This window comes from Paenibacillus maysiensis, assembly GCF_000520815.1.
GTDB classification, from domain to species: Bacteria; Bacillota; Bacilli; order Paenibacillales; family Paenibacillaceae; genus Paenibacillus; species Paenibacillus maysiensis.
Genome location: NZ_ASRY01000128.1, coordinates 1 through 18914, shown reverse-complemented (window position 1 = coordinate 18914; position 18914 = coordinate 1). Strand labels below are relative to the sequence as shown.

Below are 18914 nucleotides of genomic sequence, written 5' to 3'. Positions count from 1 at the left end.
AGCGTAGCTGTCTTGAAAAAGATGATGGAGAGGGATTGTTTTAGATGACCTCGAAGGAATTGTCTAAGGGCAAAACGTTCCAGCATAGAATGAGTGGATGGAAGTATAGCGTGGCGACACGCTATCTTCTGTTTTTATTTTTAGTGGTTCTTTTTTACGTAGGTTTTGCGTCCAAGCTGCTTCCCGAGCGCTATGACATTCGGGTAAACCAGCCGAGTGAAAAGGAAATTGTGGCTCCTATGCAGCTTCCCAATAGCAAAGCGACATTAAAGGCTCAGGAAGAGTCTGCTGAACAGGTACAGCCCATGTATACGATTGTACCGATTCGCAACGATAACCTGATTACGGGTATTCTAGACCGAATTGAACGGCTCAATCAGGACGATCAGGTTTCCAGATCCGACAAAATTTCCATTTACAAGGATGAAATTCCTCAGCGTGCGCGGGAATTTGTGCAAAATTTTGTGAACAATAGCCGTAACGCGGATGCTTACCCGGAAAAGCTGTTGGATGAAGTACTGCAAAAAACAAAAGAGCAAACCTATCGGATTCCAGAGGAAACCTTTATCAAAATTCCGCGTCTCACGTCCGAGGATATTGCCGAGATGCGGCCGGTAGCGCGTGAAATCGTGACCGGATTGATGAACGATCAGATTACGGACGCACAAACAGCCCGGGCCAAGGTGGCCGAGCGGGTCAGTACAAGTACGCTTACCAAGCGCACCTCCCGTGAAGTTGTTCAGGAGCTTGCAAGGCTTGTGATTACGGCCAACAAGTTTTATGATGATACAGCTACGAAGGATGCCAGGGTACAGGCTCGTGAAGATACACCAACAGTCTATATCAAACAGGGTGAAGTGCTCGTCAAGAAAGGCGAGATTATTACCCAGGAAATTTATACCTTACTGGATGAGAACGAGCTGCTAAAGGACAAGATCAACTATTGGCCGCAATTTGGCCTGTTGATGCTGTCTGCGATGCTGGCCTTGGGTCTGTTTATGTATATTCGCCAATTCCAATCACGAACGCGACGTTTCAAGTATAACAATGCACAATTGCTTATGCTGGTGTTGATTTTTGTAATCACGGTGGGCGCAATGATGTTAACCGCCATATTGCAGGACAGTGAACGGTCTTATCTCGGCTATCTGGCGCCTATCGCGCTTGGAGCCATGCTCGTAACGCTGTTGCTCGATATGTCGCTGGCGTTCGTTTGTGCCGTTATATTTAGTATATTGGCAAGTGTCATTTTGAATGTCCGACAAGGACAAATTTTTGATTTTAACTTCGGCTTTTTTGCCCTTGTGGTTTGTCTTGCGGCGATTTTTTCAACGCATCGAGCCAGTCAGCGTTCCACGCTGTTCAAGGGAGCGATTATGGTATGCCTGTTCGGCTCTATGTCCGTCTTTACTCTGGCGCTGATCGACCAGAGCAACTGGACTCAAACAACGACGCTCTATGCGGTAGCTTTTGCTTTTGCAGGCGGTTTAATTACAGCGATACTTGTGATTGGGCTTATGCCATTTTTTGAGTCTACCTTTGGCATTTTGTCAACGCTGAAACTGGTTGAGCTGTCTAACCCGAATCATCCGCTACTTCGCAAGCTGCTCACGGAGACACCGGGTACGTATCACCATAGCGTAATGGTAGGTAATCTGTCAGAGGCTGCGGCGGAAGCTATAGGCGCTAACGGCTTGTTGTGCAGGGTTGGTTCGTATTATCATGACATTGGTAAAACAAAGCGCCCTTCGTACTTCATTGAAAATCAGAATGGCATGGACAATCCGCATGATACAATAGAACCAAAGCTGAGTAAGTCCATCATTATTGCCCATGCCCGTGACGGTGTGGAAATGCAATTGGATTACAAGCTGCCAAAGCCGATTCGTGATATTGCCGAGCAGCATCACGGAACGACATTTTTACACTATTTTTATCACAAGGCGCTACGTGAGGCGGAGGAGCAGGGCGTAGAGCCGGATTTTACCGAGGATGATTTTCGTTATCCTGGGCCAAAAGCCCAGTCCAAGGAGGCTGCTGTGGTCGGGATTGCCGATAGTGTGGAAGCGGCAGTTCGTTCCCTGCGGAAACCGACGGTGGATCAGGTGGAGTCGATGATTGAAAAAATTATCAAAAGTCGTCTGGATGATCACCAGTTCAACGATTGTGAGCTAACGATGCGGGAGCTTGATATTGTAGCTCAAACTCTTAAAGAAACCGTGATGGGAACTTTCCATTCCCGGATCGAATATCCCGAAGAAAGACCAAAGCCTGAGAACGGGAAAGCATAGCATAATAGGCTTGTGTATGAAGTGCGGCTGGAGCATTAGAATTAAAAGGAGCGGTTGGCATGAGCCTTCAATTAGCTTGGAATAATGAACAAAACGATATGGTAATCCATGAATCCTTGATTGGTTTGCTGAACACTCTATTGGAGGAAGCAGGCAAGGTGGAAGGAGTGACGGACGGTGAGGTTGCCCTCACCTTCGTGAATGACGAGCAAATCCATGAACTGAACAGGGATTATCGCGGAATCGATCGTCCAACCGATGTGCTGTCATTTGCCATGAAGGAAACACTGGATGAAGAGCTTGAAATTATCTATGAGCTGGATGACGAAGGACCGCTGGACGATGTGCCGAATGTGCTGGGGGATATTATTATTTCCGTGCAGACAGCGCAAGCTCAGAGCGAAGAATACGGACATTCGATTGAGCGTGAAATCGGTTTTTTGTTTGTTCACGGCTTTCTGCATCTGTTAGGCTATGATCATCAGGATGATGTGAGTGAAGCTGAAATGATGGGTAAACAGGAAGCTGTACTGGCTCAAGTGGGGTTGACACGGTAATGAGACGTCAGCCTTGGAGAATGACCTTTCGCTATGCGGCAGAAGGCGTGATGTACGCACTGCGTACGCAAGTAAATATGCGGATACATGTGGTCGTGGCGCTCCTTGTCATTGTAGCAGGCTTAACTCTGCACATCTCCCGGCTCGACTGGTTATTCGTCTGCGTGGCTATCGCTATAGTCATTGCAGCCGAACTGTTCAACACCGCTGTTGAAGCAGCGGTGGATCTCATCTCACCCGATATTCATCCGCTGGCCAAAGCGGCTAAAGACACCGCCGCCGGAGCCGTGCTCCTGGCAGCGGTTTTTGCTGTAATTATTGGTATATTTGTGTTTTACAGGCCGTTGTTGACCTTGATTAGTCAGCTTTTTTAATGGAAAACCAAAATAAAAATAGGCGCTTAATCGCGCTGGAGGAAATGAAATGGCTAAGAAACACTTTAAATCAGGCTTTGTCGCAATTGTTGGCAGACCCAATGTAGGAAAATCAACACTGATGAACCATGTCATCGGCCAGAAAATCGCCATCATGTCGGACAAGCCCCAAACTACACGTAATAAAATACATGGGGTATTCACTACAGAGGACACGCAAATTGTATTTTTGGACACACCAGGCATTCATAAGCGCCAGTCTAAACTGGGCGACTACATGAATCAGACAGCCTTTAATACGTTGGGCGAAGTTGAGGCTGTACTTTTCCTTATTGATGCCTCTGAAGGATTAGGCGGAGGCGACCGTTTTATTGCCGAACAGCTTAAACAAGTAAAAACGCCAGTTATCTTGGTGTTGAATAAAATTGATCGCATTGAGCCGGAAGCGTTGTTGCCCCTGATTGAGCAGTATCGCAAGTTGTACGACTTTGCAGAAATCGTGCCGATCTCGGCCAAAATGGGCAACAATGTGAACCGTCTGCTGGAGCAGATACAGAAATACTTGCCTGAAGGCCCGCAATATTACCCGGATGACCAAATTACCGACCATCCGGAGCAGTTCGTCATTGCCGAGCTGGTACGGGAAAAGATTTTGCATATGACACGTGAGGAAGTACCCCATTCTATTGCAGTTATGATTGAAGACATGAAGGTGCAGGATAATGGTGTAGTGCATATTATGGCAGTCATTTTTGTGGAACGGGATTCTCAGAAGGGTATCATTATCGGTAAGCAGGGAGCTATGCTCAAGGAAGTGGGCAAACAGGCACGTATAGATATCCAAAACCTGCTAGGCTCTAAAATTTTCCTGGAACTGTGGGTAAAGGTCAAAAAAGACTGGCGTAACCAGGATCGTGTACTGCGCGACCTCGGCTTCCACCGCGACGCTTAAAAGCTTGTTAATTTCTCAACCTTTGGTCCCCTAAAAGGGATCTTAAAATTGAGCGTTAAATTAGTTAGAACTATATGCTTGGTCATTAAGCACCATAAAAGCCGTCCCGACTACCAACTAATGCATGAGAAGTGTTGTGTCTCGGTATTCAAAAGCGCCGCGCATGTGCGGCGCTTAACTCTTGGTACTTCAACTTCCTACCTCCCAGCACTGAAAAAAGGAATGCTTTAAAAAAAGGTTGTGTAACTGTATGCGCGCTGTAGCGGAGCGAAGGATTTGAATCTGAAGAAGCGTCAGCGTTCGCCTTTACCCCTGAATTTAAACCTTTTCATGTTTCAAATACAAATAAATTCAGGGGTAACAGCGATCGAAAGATCAAATCATTCGCGGAGCGTCTCAGCACCGCTCTACAGCAACACACTTTTTTTAACGCAATCCATTTATTTCATCGCATACTTCACCTCTCCTCGCATCATCCTAATTTTGAGATGCAAACGTCATTTCCGAAGAAAGGATGAATACGATTGCGAGATTTTTCGTGGAAGTATTTTGCGAAGACTGGGGATGTCGGTGCGTATCTGTTATACAGGGAGAGCGCCGTGACACGGGAGCAAGACACGGATGAAGGAGAGTCGGACGAGCATGAAGAAGCCCGTGAATAGTGCAAGCCACTGGCTTCTTCGCGAATGTTTGGGGGAAGAGGCATGCTTTACAGGGTGGAAGGAATCGTCATCCGCAGCATGGATTACGGTGAGGGGAACAAAATTATTACGCTTTGCACCGAAAGCGGCGGTAAGACAGGCGTGCTGGTCAGAGGAGCCAAGAAGCCCAAAAGCCGTCATGCTGCTTTAACGCAGCCGTTTACGTATGGTGAATTTGTATTTTTTCGAAATACCGGCTTAGGCACGTTGAATGCCGGTGAAATTATCCAATCCCACCATACACTGCGCGAGGATATTACCAAGGCGGCTTACGCCTCATATGCCTGTGAATTGCTTGACCGGGTACTACATGATGAGGAAACGGGCACCTTTTGGTTCAAGCAGCTTAAAGCATGTCTGGAAGCGCTGGAGAGCGGAAAAGATCCGGTGATCGTCATGAGCATTTATGAATTTAAAATATTGCAGGCGGCCGGATATGCTCCCCAGCTTGATGCCTGTATTTCCAGCGGACAGCAGTATGCTGATGAAGATATGTTTATCAGTCCGAGGCTGGGCGGGGTCTTATGTCGAAGCTACAAGCATTTTGACCCAGCTGCATTGAGTGTGACACCGCGTACGTTGAAGCTGTTACGTTTGTTCGCAAGAATGGATCTTAACCGGCTCGGCAACATTGATGTGAAGGACTCGACCAAGCTGGAAATCAAACATGTCATGCGCCAGTTCATGGACATGCAGCTGGAGGTCAAGCTGAAATCCCGTAATTTTCTGGATCAGCTCGACAAATATGATATGTGAAACATCTTGCTCCCTTGACTGTGCTGCTAAAAACGTGTAATATCCTACTATATATCTCCTTCTGGAGCAGAGGCATTGAACGAGAAAGTAGCGGAGTTTATTCTCTAGAGTAAGCGAGTCGGGGACGGTGTGAGCCTGGCGGGAAATCTTCGTGAACAAGGCACTCGGGAGCATCTGAATGGACACGGAAAAGAGGATTACAGTCTGGCTGGTGATGAAGGACTGCAATCAAGTAGGGTGGAACCGCGGGAGTCAGCTCTCGTCCCTACGTCTGTACAGGCGTAGAGGCGGGGGCTTTTTGCTGTCTCTGGCGAGGCTTGTTGGAAGTTGGCAGCCCTGTACATAGAAGCTTTACGAAGAATGATCACCACCATTTGAGGTAATTTGGAAGGGAAGGGTGTACCATGAATTTTCAGCAGATGATTTTCACACTGCAACAATTTTGGGCTGAGCACAACTGTATTATTGTACAGCCGTATGACACGGAAAAAGGGGCAGGCACAATGAACCCGATGACGTATTTACGTTCGATTGGACCTGAACCGTGGAACGTAGCTTATGTTGAGCCATCCCGCCGTCCCGCAGATGGTCGTTATGGGGAGAACCCGAACCGTCTGTATCAGCATCACCAGTTTCAGGTTGTTTTGAAGCCATCGCCTGATAACATTCAGGAATTGTATCTGGAGAGCTTGAGCCGCCTTGGTATTAATCCTCTGGAGCATGATATTCGCTTCGTTGAAGACAACTGGGAAGCGCCAACGCTGGGAGCATGGGGATTAGGTTGGGAAGTATGGCTGGACGGTATGGAAATTACCCAATTCACGTATTTTCAGCAAGTGGGTGGTATCGATGCCAGTCCGGTTGCGGTTGAAATTACGTATGGTATGGAGCGTCTTGCGTCCTACATTCAGGACAAGGAGAACGTATTCGATCTCGAGTGGGTTAATGGTATCACATATGGTGATGTTTTCCACCAGCCTGAATTTGAGCATTCTAAATATACGTTTGAAGTATCTGATGTCAAAATGCTTTTCACCCTTTTTAATATGTATGAAGAAGAAGCGAATAAAGCCATGGCGCAGCACCTTGTATTTCCAGCCTACGATTATGTGCTGAAATGCTCTCATGCGTTCAACTTGCTGGATGCCCGCGGCGCAATCAGTGTAACGGAACGAACCGGATTTATTATGCGTGTACGGAATTTGGCCCGTCAGGTGGCTGCAACTTATCTGGAGGAACGCGAGAAGCTCGGCTTCCCGCTGTTGAAAGGAGGTGCGGCACATGTCTAAGGATTTGCTGTTTGAAATCGGTTTGGAAGAAGTGCCCGCCCGTTTTATCCCTGCTGCGATTCAGCAGTTGAAGGAGCGTATGACGGCATGGCTGGACAGCTCACGTATTGCTCATGGTGATGTAGAAGCTTATGCTACCCCTCGTCGTCTGGCGGTGCTGGTTAAGGAAGTAGCCGAAAAGCAGGAAGATATTAACGAAGAAGTCAAAGGTCCTTCCCGCAAAATCGCACTTGACGAAGCCGGTAATTGGAGCAAGGCTGCTCTCGGCTTTGCCCGTAGCCAAGGTGTTGATCCTGAACAGTTTACGTTCAAGGAGCTTGGAGGCGTGGAGTATATTTACGCGACCAAGAGCAGTATAGGTGTACCGACAGCGGAAGTGCTGTCCGAAGGCTTATTGCACATTTTGCATGCCATGACCTTCCCTAAATTTATGCGTTGGGCCAGCTATGACTTTAAGTTTGTTCGTCCAATCCGCTGGTTGATCGCCTTGTTTGGCAACGATATTGTTAACCTGGAAATTGCCGGGGTTCAATCCGGGAATGTGACAAGAGGACATCGTTTTCTCGGGCAGGATACTGTTGTAGAAAGTCCGGCAGACTATGTTGAGGCGCTTCGTAAACAGCATGTCATTGTGGATATTGCGGAACGCCAGTCCATTATCATGAAGCAGATTGAAGCGTTGGCAGCCGAAAAAGACTGGACGATCGCGGTTAAGGATGATCTGCTGGAAGAAGTGCTGTATCTGGTCGAAACGCCGACGGTACTGTTCGGAGGTTTTGATCCTTCGTTCCTCAACATTCCGAAGGATGTGCTGATTACTTCCATGCGTGAGCATCAACGCTATTTCCCGGTTCTGGATCGTGCGGGAGAGCTACTGCCATACTTTGTTACGGTACGTAACGGAGGGAGTCAATCACTGGATGTTATCGCCAAAGGGAACGAAAAAGTATTGCGCGCACGGCTGTCTGATGCCAAATTCTTTTATGAGGAAGATCAGAGACTGGAAATCAAGGATGCGCTCTCCAAGCTGGAAAGTATCGTTTTCCACGAGGAATTGGGTACGGTTGGAGATAAGGTACGGCGGATTCGCCGCATTGCCGATGCTTTAGCTGAAAAGCTGCGGGTTTCCCCGGATACACAGGAGTCGGTTAGCCGGGCGGCGGATATTTGTAAATTCGACCTGGTAACGCAAATGGTATATGAGTTTCCGGAACTGCAAGGGGTTATGGGTGAGGACTATGCCCGTAAGGCTGGAGAGAAGGAAGAAGTGGCGAGAGCGGTATTTGAGCATTATCAGCCGCGTTTTGCCGGAGAAATGGTTCCTTCTACGAACGCAGGGGCTATCGTCAGCATCGCTGATAAAATGGATACCATCACTGGCTGCTTCTCTATCGGTATTATTCCGACAGGCTCGCAGGACCCTTATGCGCTACGTCGCCAGGCCGCGGGTATTGTGCAGATTTTGCTGGATCGTAATTTTTCGGCAACTTTGTCTGATGTGTTCAATATTGCGCTTGACGTACACGACAACCTTGGAAGTATGAAACGTTCTGCCGATGAAATTCGTAAAGAGTTACATGAATTCTTCGGTTTGCGGGTGAAAAAGCTGTTGTCCGAGACGCTTCGTTATGACGTCGTTGACGCTGTGCTTGCCGCTGGATTTGATGATGTTGCTTCTGTCGTTAATCGCGGAGCTGCTCTGATGAATGCGGTACAAACGGGAGATGCCTTTAAAGCAACGGTAGAGTCGTTTAACCGTGTAGGCAATTTGGCTGCAAAAGCTGTTCATGCATCAGTTAATACGGGTGAATTTACGGAACAGGGTGAAAAAGCGCTCTATGAAGCATGGTACGGCGTTTATGAATCTTATCTTACAGCATTGCAGGAAGGCGATGCCACGCGAGCTTTAGCACTTGCCTCGTCCATTACTCCTGCGATCACAGCGTTCTTTGATTCCGTAATGGTTATGGCTGAGGATGATGCGATTCGTAATAATCGTCTGGCATTGCTGGCTGCCATTGATACAGAACTGAAGCGTTTTGCTGATTTTTCCAAGCTCGTGGGCTAATCGTAGCTGTAATAGTATGAACAACTTGAAAAAATGGGTATAAATATACGGAACGGTGTAAGAGTGATCTTGCAGCCGTTCCGTATTTTACTCGAATCCGGATGAGATGGGGGATGCTTGTGGGAATATCCGGAGGTTTATCGGATGTGCGGATCGTTGTCGACGGTGACGCTTGTCCTGTCAAAAGCGAAATTGCGGATACAGCTTCCCGTTTTCAAGTTCAGGTTATTATGGTATCTTCGTATGATCATCTTATCCAGGGCAGCGGAGGCGTGACCATCGTAAAAGTGGACCGTAGCGACCAAAGCGCTGATCTCTATATTGCTAATCATATCCGTCGGGGAGACATTGTAACCACCAACGATTACGGTCTTGCGGCACTTGCTTTGGCTAAAGGCTGTGAGGTTATGTCATTTCGCGGAGCAATGTATCGAAACGATTCGATTGATTTTATGCTCGACCGCCGTCACACTTCTGCCAAGGAAAGGAAAAAAGGACGTTATGGAAAAGGTCCTAAACCGTTTACAACAGAGGATCGTGAAGTTTTTCAACATAAACTGACAAAACTTTTACTCTGCTTGCAGGAGAATGAATAACGGTATCGAATTATATTTACGTGCTAAAGAGATGAAGGTGGTTAACATGAGTGCTGGACAAGGCAACATACCGGACGATATCATTGAGTCGGTTTTACAGCATCATGATATCGTAGATACGGTAAGCAAGTACGTGCATTTGACCAAGCAGGGGAAGTATATGAAAGGGCTCTGTCCTTTTCATTCCGAAAAAACCCCTTCATTCACCGTGACACCGGATCGTCAGATTTTTTACTGCTACGGCTGCGGCGCGGGAGGCAATGCCATCAAATTTATGATGGAAATCGAAGGACTATCCTTTCCCGAAGCTGTCAGAACAATGGCGGAAGAAAGTCATATCCCTCTCGGCGAATGGCAGGGACGTGAGTCAACGCATCAGCATCCTGAGTTGGACAGGTTGTTGCAAGCGTACGAGCTAACATCTAAGATGTACCATTTTCTCCTTAAAAATACGGAGCATGGCAAACCGGCTATGGAGTATTTGCGGTCACGGGGATTTACTGACAAGATCATTGATCAATTTCAAATTGGCTATGCCCCTAACCGATGGGATACGATCGTCCAGTTTCTGGAGAAGCGTTCTTTCGATCCTGTTGAGATGGAAAAGGGCGGGCTTATTTCTCCCCGACATGAGGGGGATGGGTATGTGGATCGTTTCAGGGATCGCATTATGTTTCCCATTTGGAATCGAAATGGAAAAGTAATTGCCTTTGCGGGCCGTATACTGGGTGAAGGACAGCCCAAGTATTTGAATTCACCCGAAACCAAGCTGTTCAACAAGAGTCGGACCCTGTACAATCTCCACCATGCCAAGAATTCAATTCGCAAGCTTCGCCAGAGTGTTCTTTTTGAAGGATACGGTGATGTCATCTCGGCTTGGGAAGCAGGTGTGCAGAACGGGGTGGCCGCTATGGGCACAGCTTTGACGGAGCATCATGCCACAATGCTAAAGGGACTGTGCGACGAGGTCATTATTTGCTATGATGGTGACCGGGCAGGACAAGCTGCTGCGCTCAAAAATTTTCCGTTGCTGGAAAATGCGGGACTTCACGTTAAGGTAGCGCTGGTCAGCGACGGTATGGACCCGGATGATTTTATCCGGCAATACGGCGGGGAAAGGTTTCAGCGCCAAATTATCGAAAGTGCCGTTTCAACGGTGAAATTTAAGCTTATATATCTGAAAAAAAACCATATACTGCAAGAGGAAGAAGGAAGAATCGCGTATTCCCGCGAAGCATTAAATGTCATTGCACCTCTGTCATCCCCGACCGAGCGGGAAGTGTATTTGCGCGAAGTATCAGCCGAAGTCAAGGTGGATTTTGAAACCTTAAAGCAAGAATGCAATTTACTCCGACAGTCCCTGCAAAAAAAACAGGACTTTGGGGATAATAACGAAAATCGGTGGAATAATGGTAGGCATAAAAACGGGCAGATTGCAAAACCAAATGTCATGCCAGCTTATCATGTGGCGGAACGTAGATTACTCCACTGGATGATGCAGGATGCAGAAACTGCACAATATGTGGAGAAGCATCTGGGGGATGCCTTTAATATTGAGGATCATGCAGCAATTGCTGCTTATCTATACGCCTATTATGCACAAGGTAAATTACCGGATACGAGCCGATTTATTTCTTCTCTTCAAGACGATCGTCTGGAGAAAACCGTAAGCTCGATTATGATGATGGATGCTCCAGATGTATCGCCACACGTATTGGACGATTGTATTCAGCAGGTGTGCAAATTTCCATTGCAGAAGCAACTGGATTTGAAGAGAGAAGAAATGAGAGCCGCGGAGCGTTCTGGTGATGCTTTGCGCGCAGCACAAATTGTAATTGAGATTATAGCCCTAGAGAGACAATGAACACACAGAGGTCGGATGTTTCTAGGGAGGAGGGAGTCGAAAGATGGCGAATGATCAGCATACTGAACTGGAGACGGAACTGACACTGGATCAGGTTAAAGATCAATTGATTGAGTTGGGTAAAAAAAGTTCCTCTCTGAACTACAAAGATATCATGGAAAAACTATCGTCGTTTGATCAGGACCCCGAGCAAATGGATGAGTTTTATGAGCAACTGGGTGACTTGGGGATTGAGGTAGTAAATGACAACGACGAAGAAGTTACCAGATTGCGTCCAAACGACGACCCGGAAAATAACGACGGGGATGACTTTAACTACGATGACGATCTGAGCCTGCCTCCCGGTATTAAAATCAATGATCCGGTCCGGATGTACCTGAAAGAAATCGGCCGTGTACCGCTTCTTTCCGCTGATGATGAGGTGGAGCTGGCAAAACGGATCAACAACGGTGATGAAGAAGCCAAACGTCGACTCGCAGAGGCGAATTTGCGTCTGGTTGTAAGTATTGCCAAGCGTTATGTTGGCCGTGGAATGCTTTTCCTGGATCTGATTCAGGAAGGTAACATGGGTCTGATTAAGGCAGTAGAAAAATTTGATTACGAAAAAGGATTTAAATTCAGTACGTATGCGACCTGGTGGATTCGTCAGGCCATTACGCGTGCCATAGCCGATCAGGCGAGAACGATTCGTATTCCCGTGCATATGGTGGAAACAATCAACAAGTTGATTCGCGTATCGCGTCAACTGTTGCAAGAGCTGGGGCGTGAACCTACGCCGGAAGAAGTGGCTGCGGAGATGGAGCTGAGCGTGGAGAAAGTACGGGAAATTATGAAAATTGCCCAAGAACCGGTTTCATTGGAAACGCCAATTGGTGAAGAAGATGATTCACATTTGGGGGATTTCATTGAGGACCAGGAAGCGCTGGCGCCTGCGGATGCGGCTGCCTATGAACTTCTGAAGGAACAGCTTGAGGATGTGCTGGATACGTTGACCGAACGGGAAGAAAACGTCTTGCGTCTCCGTTTTGGTTTGGACGACGGTAGAACCAGAACCCTTGAGGAAGTGGGTAAAGTATTCGGTGTTACACGCGAACGTATTCGTCAGATTGAGGCTAAAGCGCTGCGTAAGCTGCGCCATCCAAGCCGCAGTAAGCGACTGAAGGATTTCCTCGAATAGAAGCGTAACATTGCGGACCTTCTGCGGCTTGGAGCGCGCAGAAGGTCTTTTTTTATCCCATGGCAGCCTTGGTGGAGGGGAAAAGCTTGGACCAGGAGAAAAAACGGGCAATACTGTTGCATGAAATTGAACATTGGCGGCGAAGTCGGCTGCTCCCTGAGCAATATTGTGATTTTTTGTCTAACCTATATCGAGAGGACGAAAATCCGTCACAGAGCCAAAGCCACAGTAGCACCGGGCTGTTTACATATCTTAGAACCGGGCATGGAATCGCCTGGCTTCTTGGTTTTGTCATTATTTCCTGCATTTGTTTGATCGGTTTTTATTTTACCGCTTTTCCGTTGGCAATGCAAATATTCTCGGCATGTGCAGTAACCGGGATCTGCTATGGAGTAGCTGCAGTTTGGCGTTCTTCAGAAAAGAGCATGAGCGCTATGCTGAGTATCTTGGGCAGTGTGATTATGCTGGGTTCAGGGGTGTGGATTATTCAGCTCCACCAGGGTGAACCTAAATTTTGGGTTGTGGTTCTTGTCGGTCTGTGCGGGCTGGTATGGTGCCTTGTAGGCTTAACCCTGCGTATCACTTTGCTTCACTACTGTGGCTTTATTGCACTGCTTTTGGTATATGCAGTTCTTATTGGCCGTTACTGGCCTGCGGCTTCTCACGTGATGCTGGAGGGATTTTGGATTTTGCATGTAGCATTGCTGGTATGGTTAAGCTGGTGGGTACATCGCCGCTTTTCACGTCTGGCTTCGGTCTGCTTTGCTATCGGAATGACATTGGTTTTCATGCCTGAAGCAGACATGATTGTGCTGCGTCATCAATCATCGGGAGATGTTGTATTGTACGGCTTATTGAAGTTGGCTGTTGTTGTAGGAATTTTATTTTGGACTCGAAAAAAATGGATTACGTGGGTGACGTCATGAAGCTTTCTCAACGATTACAATATATTATGGAACAACTCCCTATCGGGAGTAGATTAGCGGATATTGGCTCTGACCACGGGCTGCTCCCTGTGGCCGCGGTGCGTAGCGGCCTGGTAACCCAGGCTGTGGCAGGCGAAGTCAATGATGGGCCATTGCGTGCGGCTCAAAAGCAGGTCGCTGAAGCGGGTCTTACTGATCGCATAACCGTTAGAAAAGGCGACGGCTTGGCCGTAATTACAGCCGATGAGGTTGATGTTATTACGATAGCAGGCATGGGCGGTGCCTTGATTGCTTCTATTTTGGAGCAGGGGAAAGACAAGTTGGATTCAGTGAAGCGGCTTGTTTTACAACCAAACGTAGGCGAGGATATTTTGCGCCGATGGCTGATCGAGCATCAATGGGTATTGACAGGTGAGCATATTATGGAAGAAGATGGAAAAATATATGAAGTTTTGACGGCTATACCCCTGTCGGATAGCTCTGTGAAGCAGGATGAGCTATACCGACCGTTAGCCCTTTCCGGCAGCTCGCTAGTATTGACGCAGGAGTGGCTGGAACAGCTTGGACCGTTACTGGTAAGAGAACCTAATGAAGTTTTTTTCCGTAAATGGAAGCTGGAAATTCATAAGCTCCAGAACGTGCTTGCACAGTTGGCGCGGTCAGAGCAGGAATCGGCGCAGCAAAAGCAGGAGCAATTACGTAAGCAAATTGAACAGCTAAAGGAGGTACTTGCATGTTTGCCAAAGGACAAACGGTAATTAGCTATATGGAACAGTTGGCTCCAAAATATTTGGCAGTTCCGGACGACAGAATCGGGCTTCAGCTTGGCAGTCTGCAAAAAGAGATCAAAAACATACTGGTAGCTCTGGATGTCAATGATGAGGTTGTGGAAGAGGCGATCCGTGTAAAGGCCGACCTGATTATTGCCCATCATGCTATCATATTCCGTCCACTCAAAGCATTGAATACGGATCAGCCCGCAGGCAGATTGTATGAAAAGCTGATCAAGAACGATATTGCCGTCTACATCAGTCACACGAATCTGGATACGGCAGAGGACGGTATGAATGACTGGATGGCCGAAGCTTTGGGCATTCAAAGTGAAGGTACGCTGGAGGATGTCCACACGGAGCAATTGTTCAAGCTTGTCGTTTTTGTACCGAAAACACATCATCAACGGGTGTTGGACGCTGTGTTGGGTGCGGGAGCCGGACATATCGGCAATTACAGCCATTGCAGCTTTAACATTGATGGCTATGGAACTTTCGTGCCAGGTGAAGGCACACAGCCGTTTTTGGGTGAGCCGGGTAAAATGGAACGCAGCGAAGAGGTGCGCATAGAGACGGTTGTACCACAGGGTGTCCGCAACAAAGTTGTTCAGGCGATGCTCAAAGCTCATCCTTATGAAGAGGTGGCCTATGACCTGTACCATATGGATTTGCAGGGCCGCACATTTGGCCTGGGACGGGTGGGCAAGCTCAAGGAAGCCCGCACGTTACGCGAGTTTGTCAATGATGTGAAAGAAGGCTTCAACGTTGAGCATGTACGTGTAGTGGGCGACCTGGACCGTACAATCAAAAAAGCAGCCGTACTCGGAGGCTCTGGCAGCCGCTATGTGAACAAGTCGATTTTTAAAGGGGCTGACGTATTAGTAACGGGCGATATCGACTATCACACGGCTCAGGATGCCCTTATGGCTGGCATTGCCATCATTGACCCTGGTCATAACGCAGAGAAGATTATGAAGCCTAAAACCGCAGAATGGATGCGCAAACGGCTGGAAGAAGGCCGATACTCTACGGAAGTGCATATATCCCAGGTGAATACCGAGCCTTTTCAATTTTTGTAAAAGCTTAACTTCTATGAGAAGATGAAAGTGTTTTTACTTCTTTTAGTCATAGGGGAGAGGTTGTATGCGAACTTTAATTGCTGATCCTGCAATCCATGCCTATCCGGGGATGGTTGCTGTTGTTACTTCCCGTCATAATGGTGTGCAGAATGTAATGGCCTCGGGCTCTACTTATTTTGTGGCAGATGATACGCTACAAAAGAAGGTATACCCGTTTTATTTGAACAAATAAAGGAAGCTTGCTAATTTACAATATTTTTAGGGTTGTGTCGAGCGTGCGTTCCCTGTATACTATGTAATGTTGTTCGGAAAGTTTAACAGACAATCGCTGGCGGTGTGAACCGCGAGAGGAAAGTCCGGGCTCCATAGGGCAGGATGCTGGATAACGTCCAGTCAGCGCGAGTTGAAGGATAGTGCCACAGAAATGGACCGCCGATGGCCGCTTGCGGCACAGGCAAGGATGGAACCGAGGTGTAAGAGACCCCGAGGAACGCTGGTGACTTCGTTCCTGGTAAACCCCATCTGGAGCAAGACCTAATGGGACACAGCTTCTTCGCGAAGCGGCCTTAGCCCGAGGCGTGTCTAGGTTGGTCGCTGGAGCCGGATAGCAATATTCGGCCTAGATAGATGATTGTCGCTTGTAGTGGGAGGGTAGTTCCCGTCTGAACCACGAATAGCACAGAACCCGGCTTACGGAAAACTTTCCACACTGCAACACCTTAAAATGTATGATGTTAACCTTTTAAATGACTGTTTGTATGGAAAACTTGGAATCCAAATGTATTTAATGAATGATTAAAAATGGTGAGTCATGTTCCTGTGGGAATCATGACTCACCATTTTTAATGCACCGATTTACGCAGTATAAGTGCATTTTCATAGCAATTAGATAAATCTTTTTTTCTTAGTTCTTTCCCAAAATAGAATGAAGCCCCCAGCATAATTACTGGGGGCTTCATTCTATTTTTTTACTGCCCATCCCTCTAACGTAAAAACGTGCGGGAGTAGCCAAACAGCAGCGTAGCGGAGAATTTGAATCTGAAGAAGCGAAGCGCCTCTCAGTGCTCACATGCTACTCAGCGGACGCTTTTTACTACATTCTCTTCCGTATACATCTTCAATGCCCGATCCAAACGGTTAACCGCTTCAGGAAGCAGTGAAGGATCAGTATGCGTAAAGTTGATTCGCATATGGTTGCTGCCGCTCAGATCAGCATAAAATACTTGTCCTGGCACAAATGCGACCCCTTCCTGAATGGCCAGTTCCAGCAAGCGATCGGAACGGAAGCCTTCGGGTAAAGTGACCCACATAAACATGCCGCCAAGTGCATCATTCCACGTAATGCCTTCCCATTGACGTTCTTTCATCAGTGTTGTGAGGCGTAGCATACGAGAGTGATATTCGCTGGATACGGTACGAATATGTCCATCCAAATCAAAAAAGTCCAAGAGCTCATTTAAAGCACGTTGATCGATACTGCTGGAGTGAAGATCAGCAGATTGTTTGGCCTTCGAGACTCTATTGACAATCGCTTGATCAGCAACAAGCCATCCAGATCGAACACCAGGAGCAACGGTTTTGGAGAACGTAGAGGTGTACATGACATGACTGTCTCCACCTTGCTGCTGGTCAATGGATAAAAGGGTAGGGAAGTTAAGGTTTTCATCAAATTTCAGACGTCCATAAGGATCATCCTCAAAAATCAAAGTTCCGTATTTACGGCATAGCTCAACAACGCCTACTCTGCGTTCCATGCTCCATACACTCCCCGATGGGTTGGAGAAAGTTGGGATGACATACACGAATTTAGGCTGATATTCCTTGAGCTTGGCTTCAAGATCATCTAATTGCATACCGTTGGAGTCTGTATTTACACTTACAATGTTGGCGCCATAGGACTTAAACACCTGAAGAGCTGCCAAATAAGTAGGAGACTCCACTAATACAGTATTCTGCGGATCAATCAGCACACGCGAAACCAGATCGATAGTCTGCTGTGAGCCCGTCGTCATGATGATGTTATCTCTGGTGACGGAGATGCCTTGGGATGCCATCATGGTTGTAAGGCGTTCCCGTAGAGGAATGTATCCATCGGTTAGACCGTATTGAAGCGCGGTAGTACCGCCGAGACGGAATACCCGCTCATAGGCTTTAGCAACAGCTTCAATGGGAAAAAAGGCGTCGGCCGGAAGACCGCCTGCTAGGGATAACACTTCTGTTCCCTGTGTCAGCTTCAAAATGTCCCTAACGATGGACGAGCCCTGAGTACGAGCCATACCCGAAAATTTGTATTCCAATCCAATCATCTCCTGTGTTCTATACTGTACTATGAAATTTATTGTATTATAACAATAATGAAGTATAACAGTAAACGTCTGAATATTACAGTTGATTGGTCTAATGGAAAGCAGAAAAAACCACCCCTCAACCACATGTGCATAAGAATCAGCAAAGCAAAGTTACCCACAATTCTACATGAAGCTTTCTTGCAAAACTTAACACGTTATCGCATAGTCGATAATATGGCATTGGAAATTCTAGCAGCTATGAAAAAATATAATAAACAAGCTGATCTGCCAAACATCGGACAGCTTTTGAGCATACCAAAAACGTGTCTGGATCGTCCTTCGCAGCGATCCAGACACGTCTCTCTTTTACCCTGATATGCTATAAGTGACTACTATAATGTTTTTTTCAAATAGGGACTGGTTATATTTTAGGATGCATGTTCAAACTGACTGTTGTATAGATCGGCATAGAAGCCGCCTTTAGCCAGCAATTCCTCATGGTTACCCGTTTCCATAATGTCACCGTCCTTCATGACGAGAATCAGATCTGCGTTCTTGATCGTCGAGAGGCGGTGGGCAATCACAAAGGAGGTTTTCCCTACAGTCAGTTGGTCCATCGCTTGTTGAATCAGCAATTCCGTACGCGTATCGACCGAGCTTGTGGCCTCATCCAGAATGAGCATGGGTGCATCTTCAATCATGGCTCTTGCAATGGTAATCAATTGCTTTTGTCCGGCAGAGAGACTGGCTTTGTCGTCCAGCATCGTATCATAGCCCTGCGGCAGTGTTTTAAGGAAGCTGTGCAGCCCCACCGCTCGACATGCAGCTTCCACCTGTTCATCAGTAACATGCTCTTTGGAAAAGACGATATTCTCACGGATCGTTCCTTCAAACAGCCAGGTATCCTGCAGCACCATACAGAATAATTGATGAATATTCTCACGTGTTAATTGGCTGATCGGGGTTCCGTCAATATAGATTTCCCCGCCGCTTAGCTCATAGAACCGCATGAGCAAATTCACGAGCGTCGTCTTACCGGCGCCTGTCGGACCAACAATGGCAATTTTCTGACCGGCTTCAGCTTTCATGGAGAAGTCTTTGATAATCATACGGTCTTCGTTATAACCGAAACGGACATGTTTGAATTCGACATCCCCTTTGGCGTTGTCCAGCTTCTTGGTCTTGTCGCTCTCATCCGCCAATTCTTCTTCACCTAGAAATTCGAA

Annotated in this window: 17 protein-coding genes, 1 other RNA gene and 1 pseudogene; 17 read left to right on the top strand and 2 right to left on the bottom strand. The window is 47.2% G+C overall.

The genetic code is table 11. The features are described 5' to 3' along the window. Positions 1 to 44: 44 nt before the first annotated feature. The 17 genes and pseudogenes from L696_RS0108455 to rnpB all read left to right on the top strand — a co-directional run bounded on the left by L696_RS0108455 (position 45) and on the right by rnpB (position 16108). The gene (locus L696_RS0108455) at positions 45 to 2291 is read left to right on the top strand and encodes an HD family phosphohydrolase (RefSeq protein WP_025683265.1); all 2247 of its coding nucleotides are present in this window, start codon (positions 45 to 47) and stop codon (positions 2289 to 2291) included. Positions 2292 to 2350: 59 nt separating this feature from the next. Continuing rightward, on the top strand, positions 2351 to 2848 hold the full coding sequence (gene ybeY / locus L696_RS0108450; protein WP_025683264.1) for an rRNA maturation RNase YbeY: 498 nt from the start codon (positions 2351 to 2353) through the stop codon (positions 2846 to 2848). Then, entirely contained in the window at positions 2848 to 3222 is a 375-nt protein-coding gene (locus tag L696_RS0108445; protein ID WP_025683263.1) for a diacylglycerol kinase family protein, read from the top strand. The genes ybeY and L696_RS0108445 overlap by 1 nt, the downstream gene beginning before the upstream one ends. Before the next feature lie 49 nt (positions 3223 to 3271). Continuing rightward, positions 3272 to 4174: a GTPase Era gene (era, locus tag L696_RS0108440; RefSeq protein WP_025683262.1), complete on the top strand. Its 903-nt coding sequence runs from the start codon at positions 3272 to 3274 to the stop codon at positions 4172 to 4174. Between the two features lie 524 nt (positions 4175 to 4698). Next, the gene (locus tag L696_RS29315; protein ID WP_081750702.1) at positions 4699 to 4836 is read left to right on the top strand and encodes a YqzL family protein; all 138 of its coding nucleotides are present in this window, start codon (positions 4699 to 4701) and stop codon (positions 4834 to 4836) included. A gap of 42 nt (positions 4837 to 4878) precedes the next feature. Then, a complete protein-coding gene (gene recO, locus L696_RS0108430) occupies positions 4879 to 5631 on the top strand; it encodes a DNA repair protein RecO (protein ID WP_025683261.1) in 753 nt (250 codons plus the stop codon). 129 nt (positions 5632 to 5760) lie between these two features. Beyond that, entirely contained in the window at positions 5761 to 5916 is a 156-nt protein-coding gene (locus L696_RS30320) for a hypothetical protein (protein ID WP_155985341.1), read from the top strand. Positions 5917 to 6035: 119 nt separating this feature from the next. Beyond that, the gene (gene glyQ / locus L696_RS0108425; protein WP_025683260.1) at positions 6036 to 6920 is read left to right on the top strand and encodes a glycine--tRNA ligase subunit alpha; all 885 of its coding nucleotides are present in this window, start codon (positions 6036 to 6038) and stop codon (positions 6918 to 6920) included. Continuing rightward, a complete protein-coding gene (gene glyS / locus L696_RS0108420; protein WP_025683259.1) occupies positions 6913 to 8988 on the top strand; it encodes a glycine--tRNA ligase subunit beta in 2076 nt (691 codons plus the stop codon). Before glyQ ends, glyS begins: the two co-directional genes overlap by 8 nt. A 113-nt stretch (positions 8989 to 9101) precedes the next feature. Next, positions 9102 to 9584 (top strand): YaiI/YqxD family protein, encoded by a 483-nt coding sequence (locus L696_RS0108415; RefSeq protein ID WP_049827311.1) that lies wholly within the window; start codon positions 9102 to 9104, stop codon positions 9582 to 9584. Beyond that, positions 9577 to 11448 (top strand): DNA primase, encoded by a 1872-nt coding sequence (gene dnaG, locus L696_RS0108410; RefSeq protein WP_025683257.1) that lies wholly within the window; start codon positions 9577 to 9579, stop codon positions 11446 to 11448. The genes L696_RS0108415 and dnaG overlap by 8 nt, the downstream gene beginning before the upstream one ends. Positions 11449 to 11491: 43 nt before the next feature. Beyond that, complete coding sequence (rpoD, locus tag L696_RS0108405; protein ID WP_025683256.1) at positions 11492 to 12625, top strand: RNA polymerase sigma factor RpoD; 1134 nt, start codon at positions 11492 to 11494, stop codon at positions 12623 to 12625. Positions 12626 to 12711: 86 nt separating this feature from the next. Next, complete coding sequence (locus L696_RS0108400) at positions 12712 to 13551, top strand: hypothetical protein (RefSeq protein WP_025683255.1); 840 nt, start codon at positions 12712 to 12714, stop codon at positions 13549 to 13551. Then, the gene (locus tag L696_RS0108395) at positions 13548 to 14309 is read left to right on the top strand and encodes a tRNA (adenine(22)-N(1))-methyltransferase (protein ID WP_025683254.1); all 762 of its coding nucleotides are present in this window, start codon (positions 13548 to 13550) and stop codon (positions 14307 to 14309) included. Before L696_RS0108400 ends, L696_RS0108395 begins: the two co-directional genes overlap by 4 nt. Next, positions 14285 to 15400, top strand: coding sequence for a Nif3-like dinuclear metal center hexameric protein (locus L696_RS0108390; protein ID WP_025683253.1), 1116 nt, complete (start codon positions 14285 to 14287; stop codon positions 15398 to 15400). The genes L696_RS0108395 and L696_RS0108390 overlap by 25 nt, the downstream gene beginning before the upstream one ends. 64 nt (positions 15401 to 15464) lie before the next feature. Then, positions 15465 to 15576 (top strand): annotated as a pseudogene (locus tag L696_RS32465) (flavin oxidoreductase); the annotation flags it as partial. A 133-nt stretch (positions 15577 to 15709) separates the two neighbouring features. Further along, positions 15710 to 16108, top strand: an RNA gene (gene rnpB, locus L696_RS28385) — RNase P RNA component class A. A 368-nt stretch (positions 16109 to 16476) separates the two neighbouring features. Here rnpB and L696_RS0108380 read toward each other — a convergent pair. Both L696_RS0108380 and L696_RS0108375 read right to left on the bottom strand, forming a co-directional pair. Beyond that, positions 16477 to 17697: an aminotransferase-like domain-containing protein gene (locus tag L696_RS0108380; protein ID WP_025683252.1), complete on the bottom strand. Its 1221-nt coding sequence runs from the start codon at positions 17695 to 17697 to the stop codon at positions 16477 to 16479. 419 nt (positions 17698 to 18116) lie between these two features. Next, positions 18117 to 18914 (bottom strand): ABC transporter ATP-binding protein (locus tag L696_RS0108375; protein ID WP_025683251.1); only part of this gene is annotated, 798 nt, incomplete at its 5' end.

Excerpts from the sequence above, each read along its gene's own strand:
- recO (WP_025683261.1), top strand. The coding sequence starts at position 4,879 with ATGCTTTACAGGGTGGAAGGAATCGTCATCCGCAGCATGGATTACGGT.
- ybeY (WP_025683264.1), top strand. The coding sequence starts at position 2,351 with ATGAGCCTTCAATTAGCTTGGAATAATGAACAAAACGATATGGTAATC.
- glyS (WP_025683259.1), top strand. The coding sequence starts at position 6,913 with ATGTCTAAGGATTTGCTGTTTGAAATCGGTTTGGAAGAAGTGCCCGCC.
- L696_RS0108395 (WP_025683254.1), top strand. The coding sequence starts at position 13,548 with ATGAAGCTTTCTCAACGATTACAATATATTATGGAACAACTCCCTATC.
- era (WP_025683262.1), top strand. The coding sequence starts at position 3,272 with ATGGCTAAGAAACACTTTAAATCAGGCTTTGTCGCAATTGTTGGCAGA.
- dnaG (WP_025683257.1), top strand. The coding sequence starts at position 9,577 with ATGAATAACGGTATCGAATTATATTTACGTGCTAAAGAGATGAAGGTG.
- rpoD (WP_025683256.1), top strand. The coding sequence starts at position 11,492 with ATGGCGAATGATCAGCATACTGAACTGGAGACGGAACTGACACTGGAT.
- L696_RS0108445 (WP_025683263.1), top strand. The coding sequence starts at position 2,848 with ATGAGACGTCAGCCTTGGAGAATGACCTTTCGCTATGCGGCAGAAGGC.
- L696_RS0108455 (WP_025683265.1), top strand. The coding sequence starts at position 45 with ATGACCTCGAAGGAATTGTCTAAGGGCAAAACGTTCCAGCATAGAATG.
- glyQ (WP_025683260.1), top strand. The coding sequence starts at position 6,036 with ATGAATTTTCAGCAGATGATTTTCACACTGCAACAATTTTGGGCTGAG.
- L696_RS0108390 (WP_025683253.1), top strand. The coding sequence starts at position 14,285 with ATGTTTGCCAAAGGACAAACGGTAATTAGCTATATGGAACAGTTGGCT.
- L696_RS0108415 (WP_049827311.1), top strand. The coding sequence starts at position 9,102 with ATGCTTGTGGGAATATCCGGAGGTTTATCGGATGTGCGGATCGTTGTC.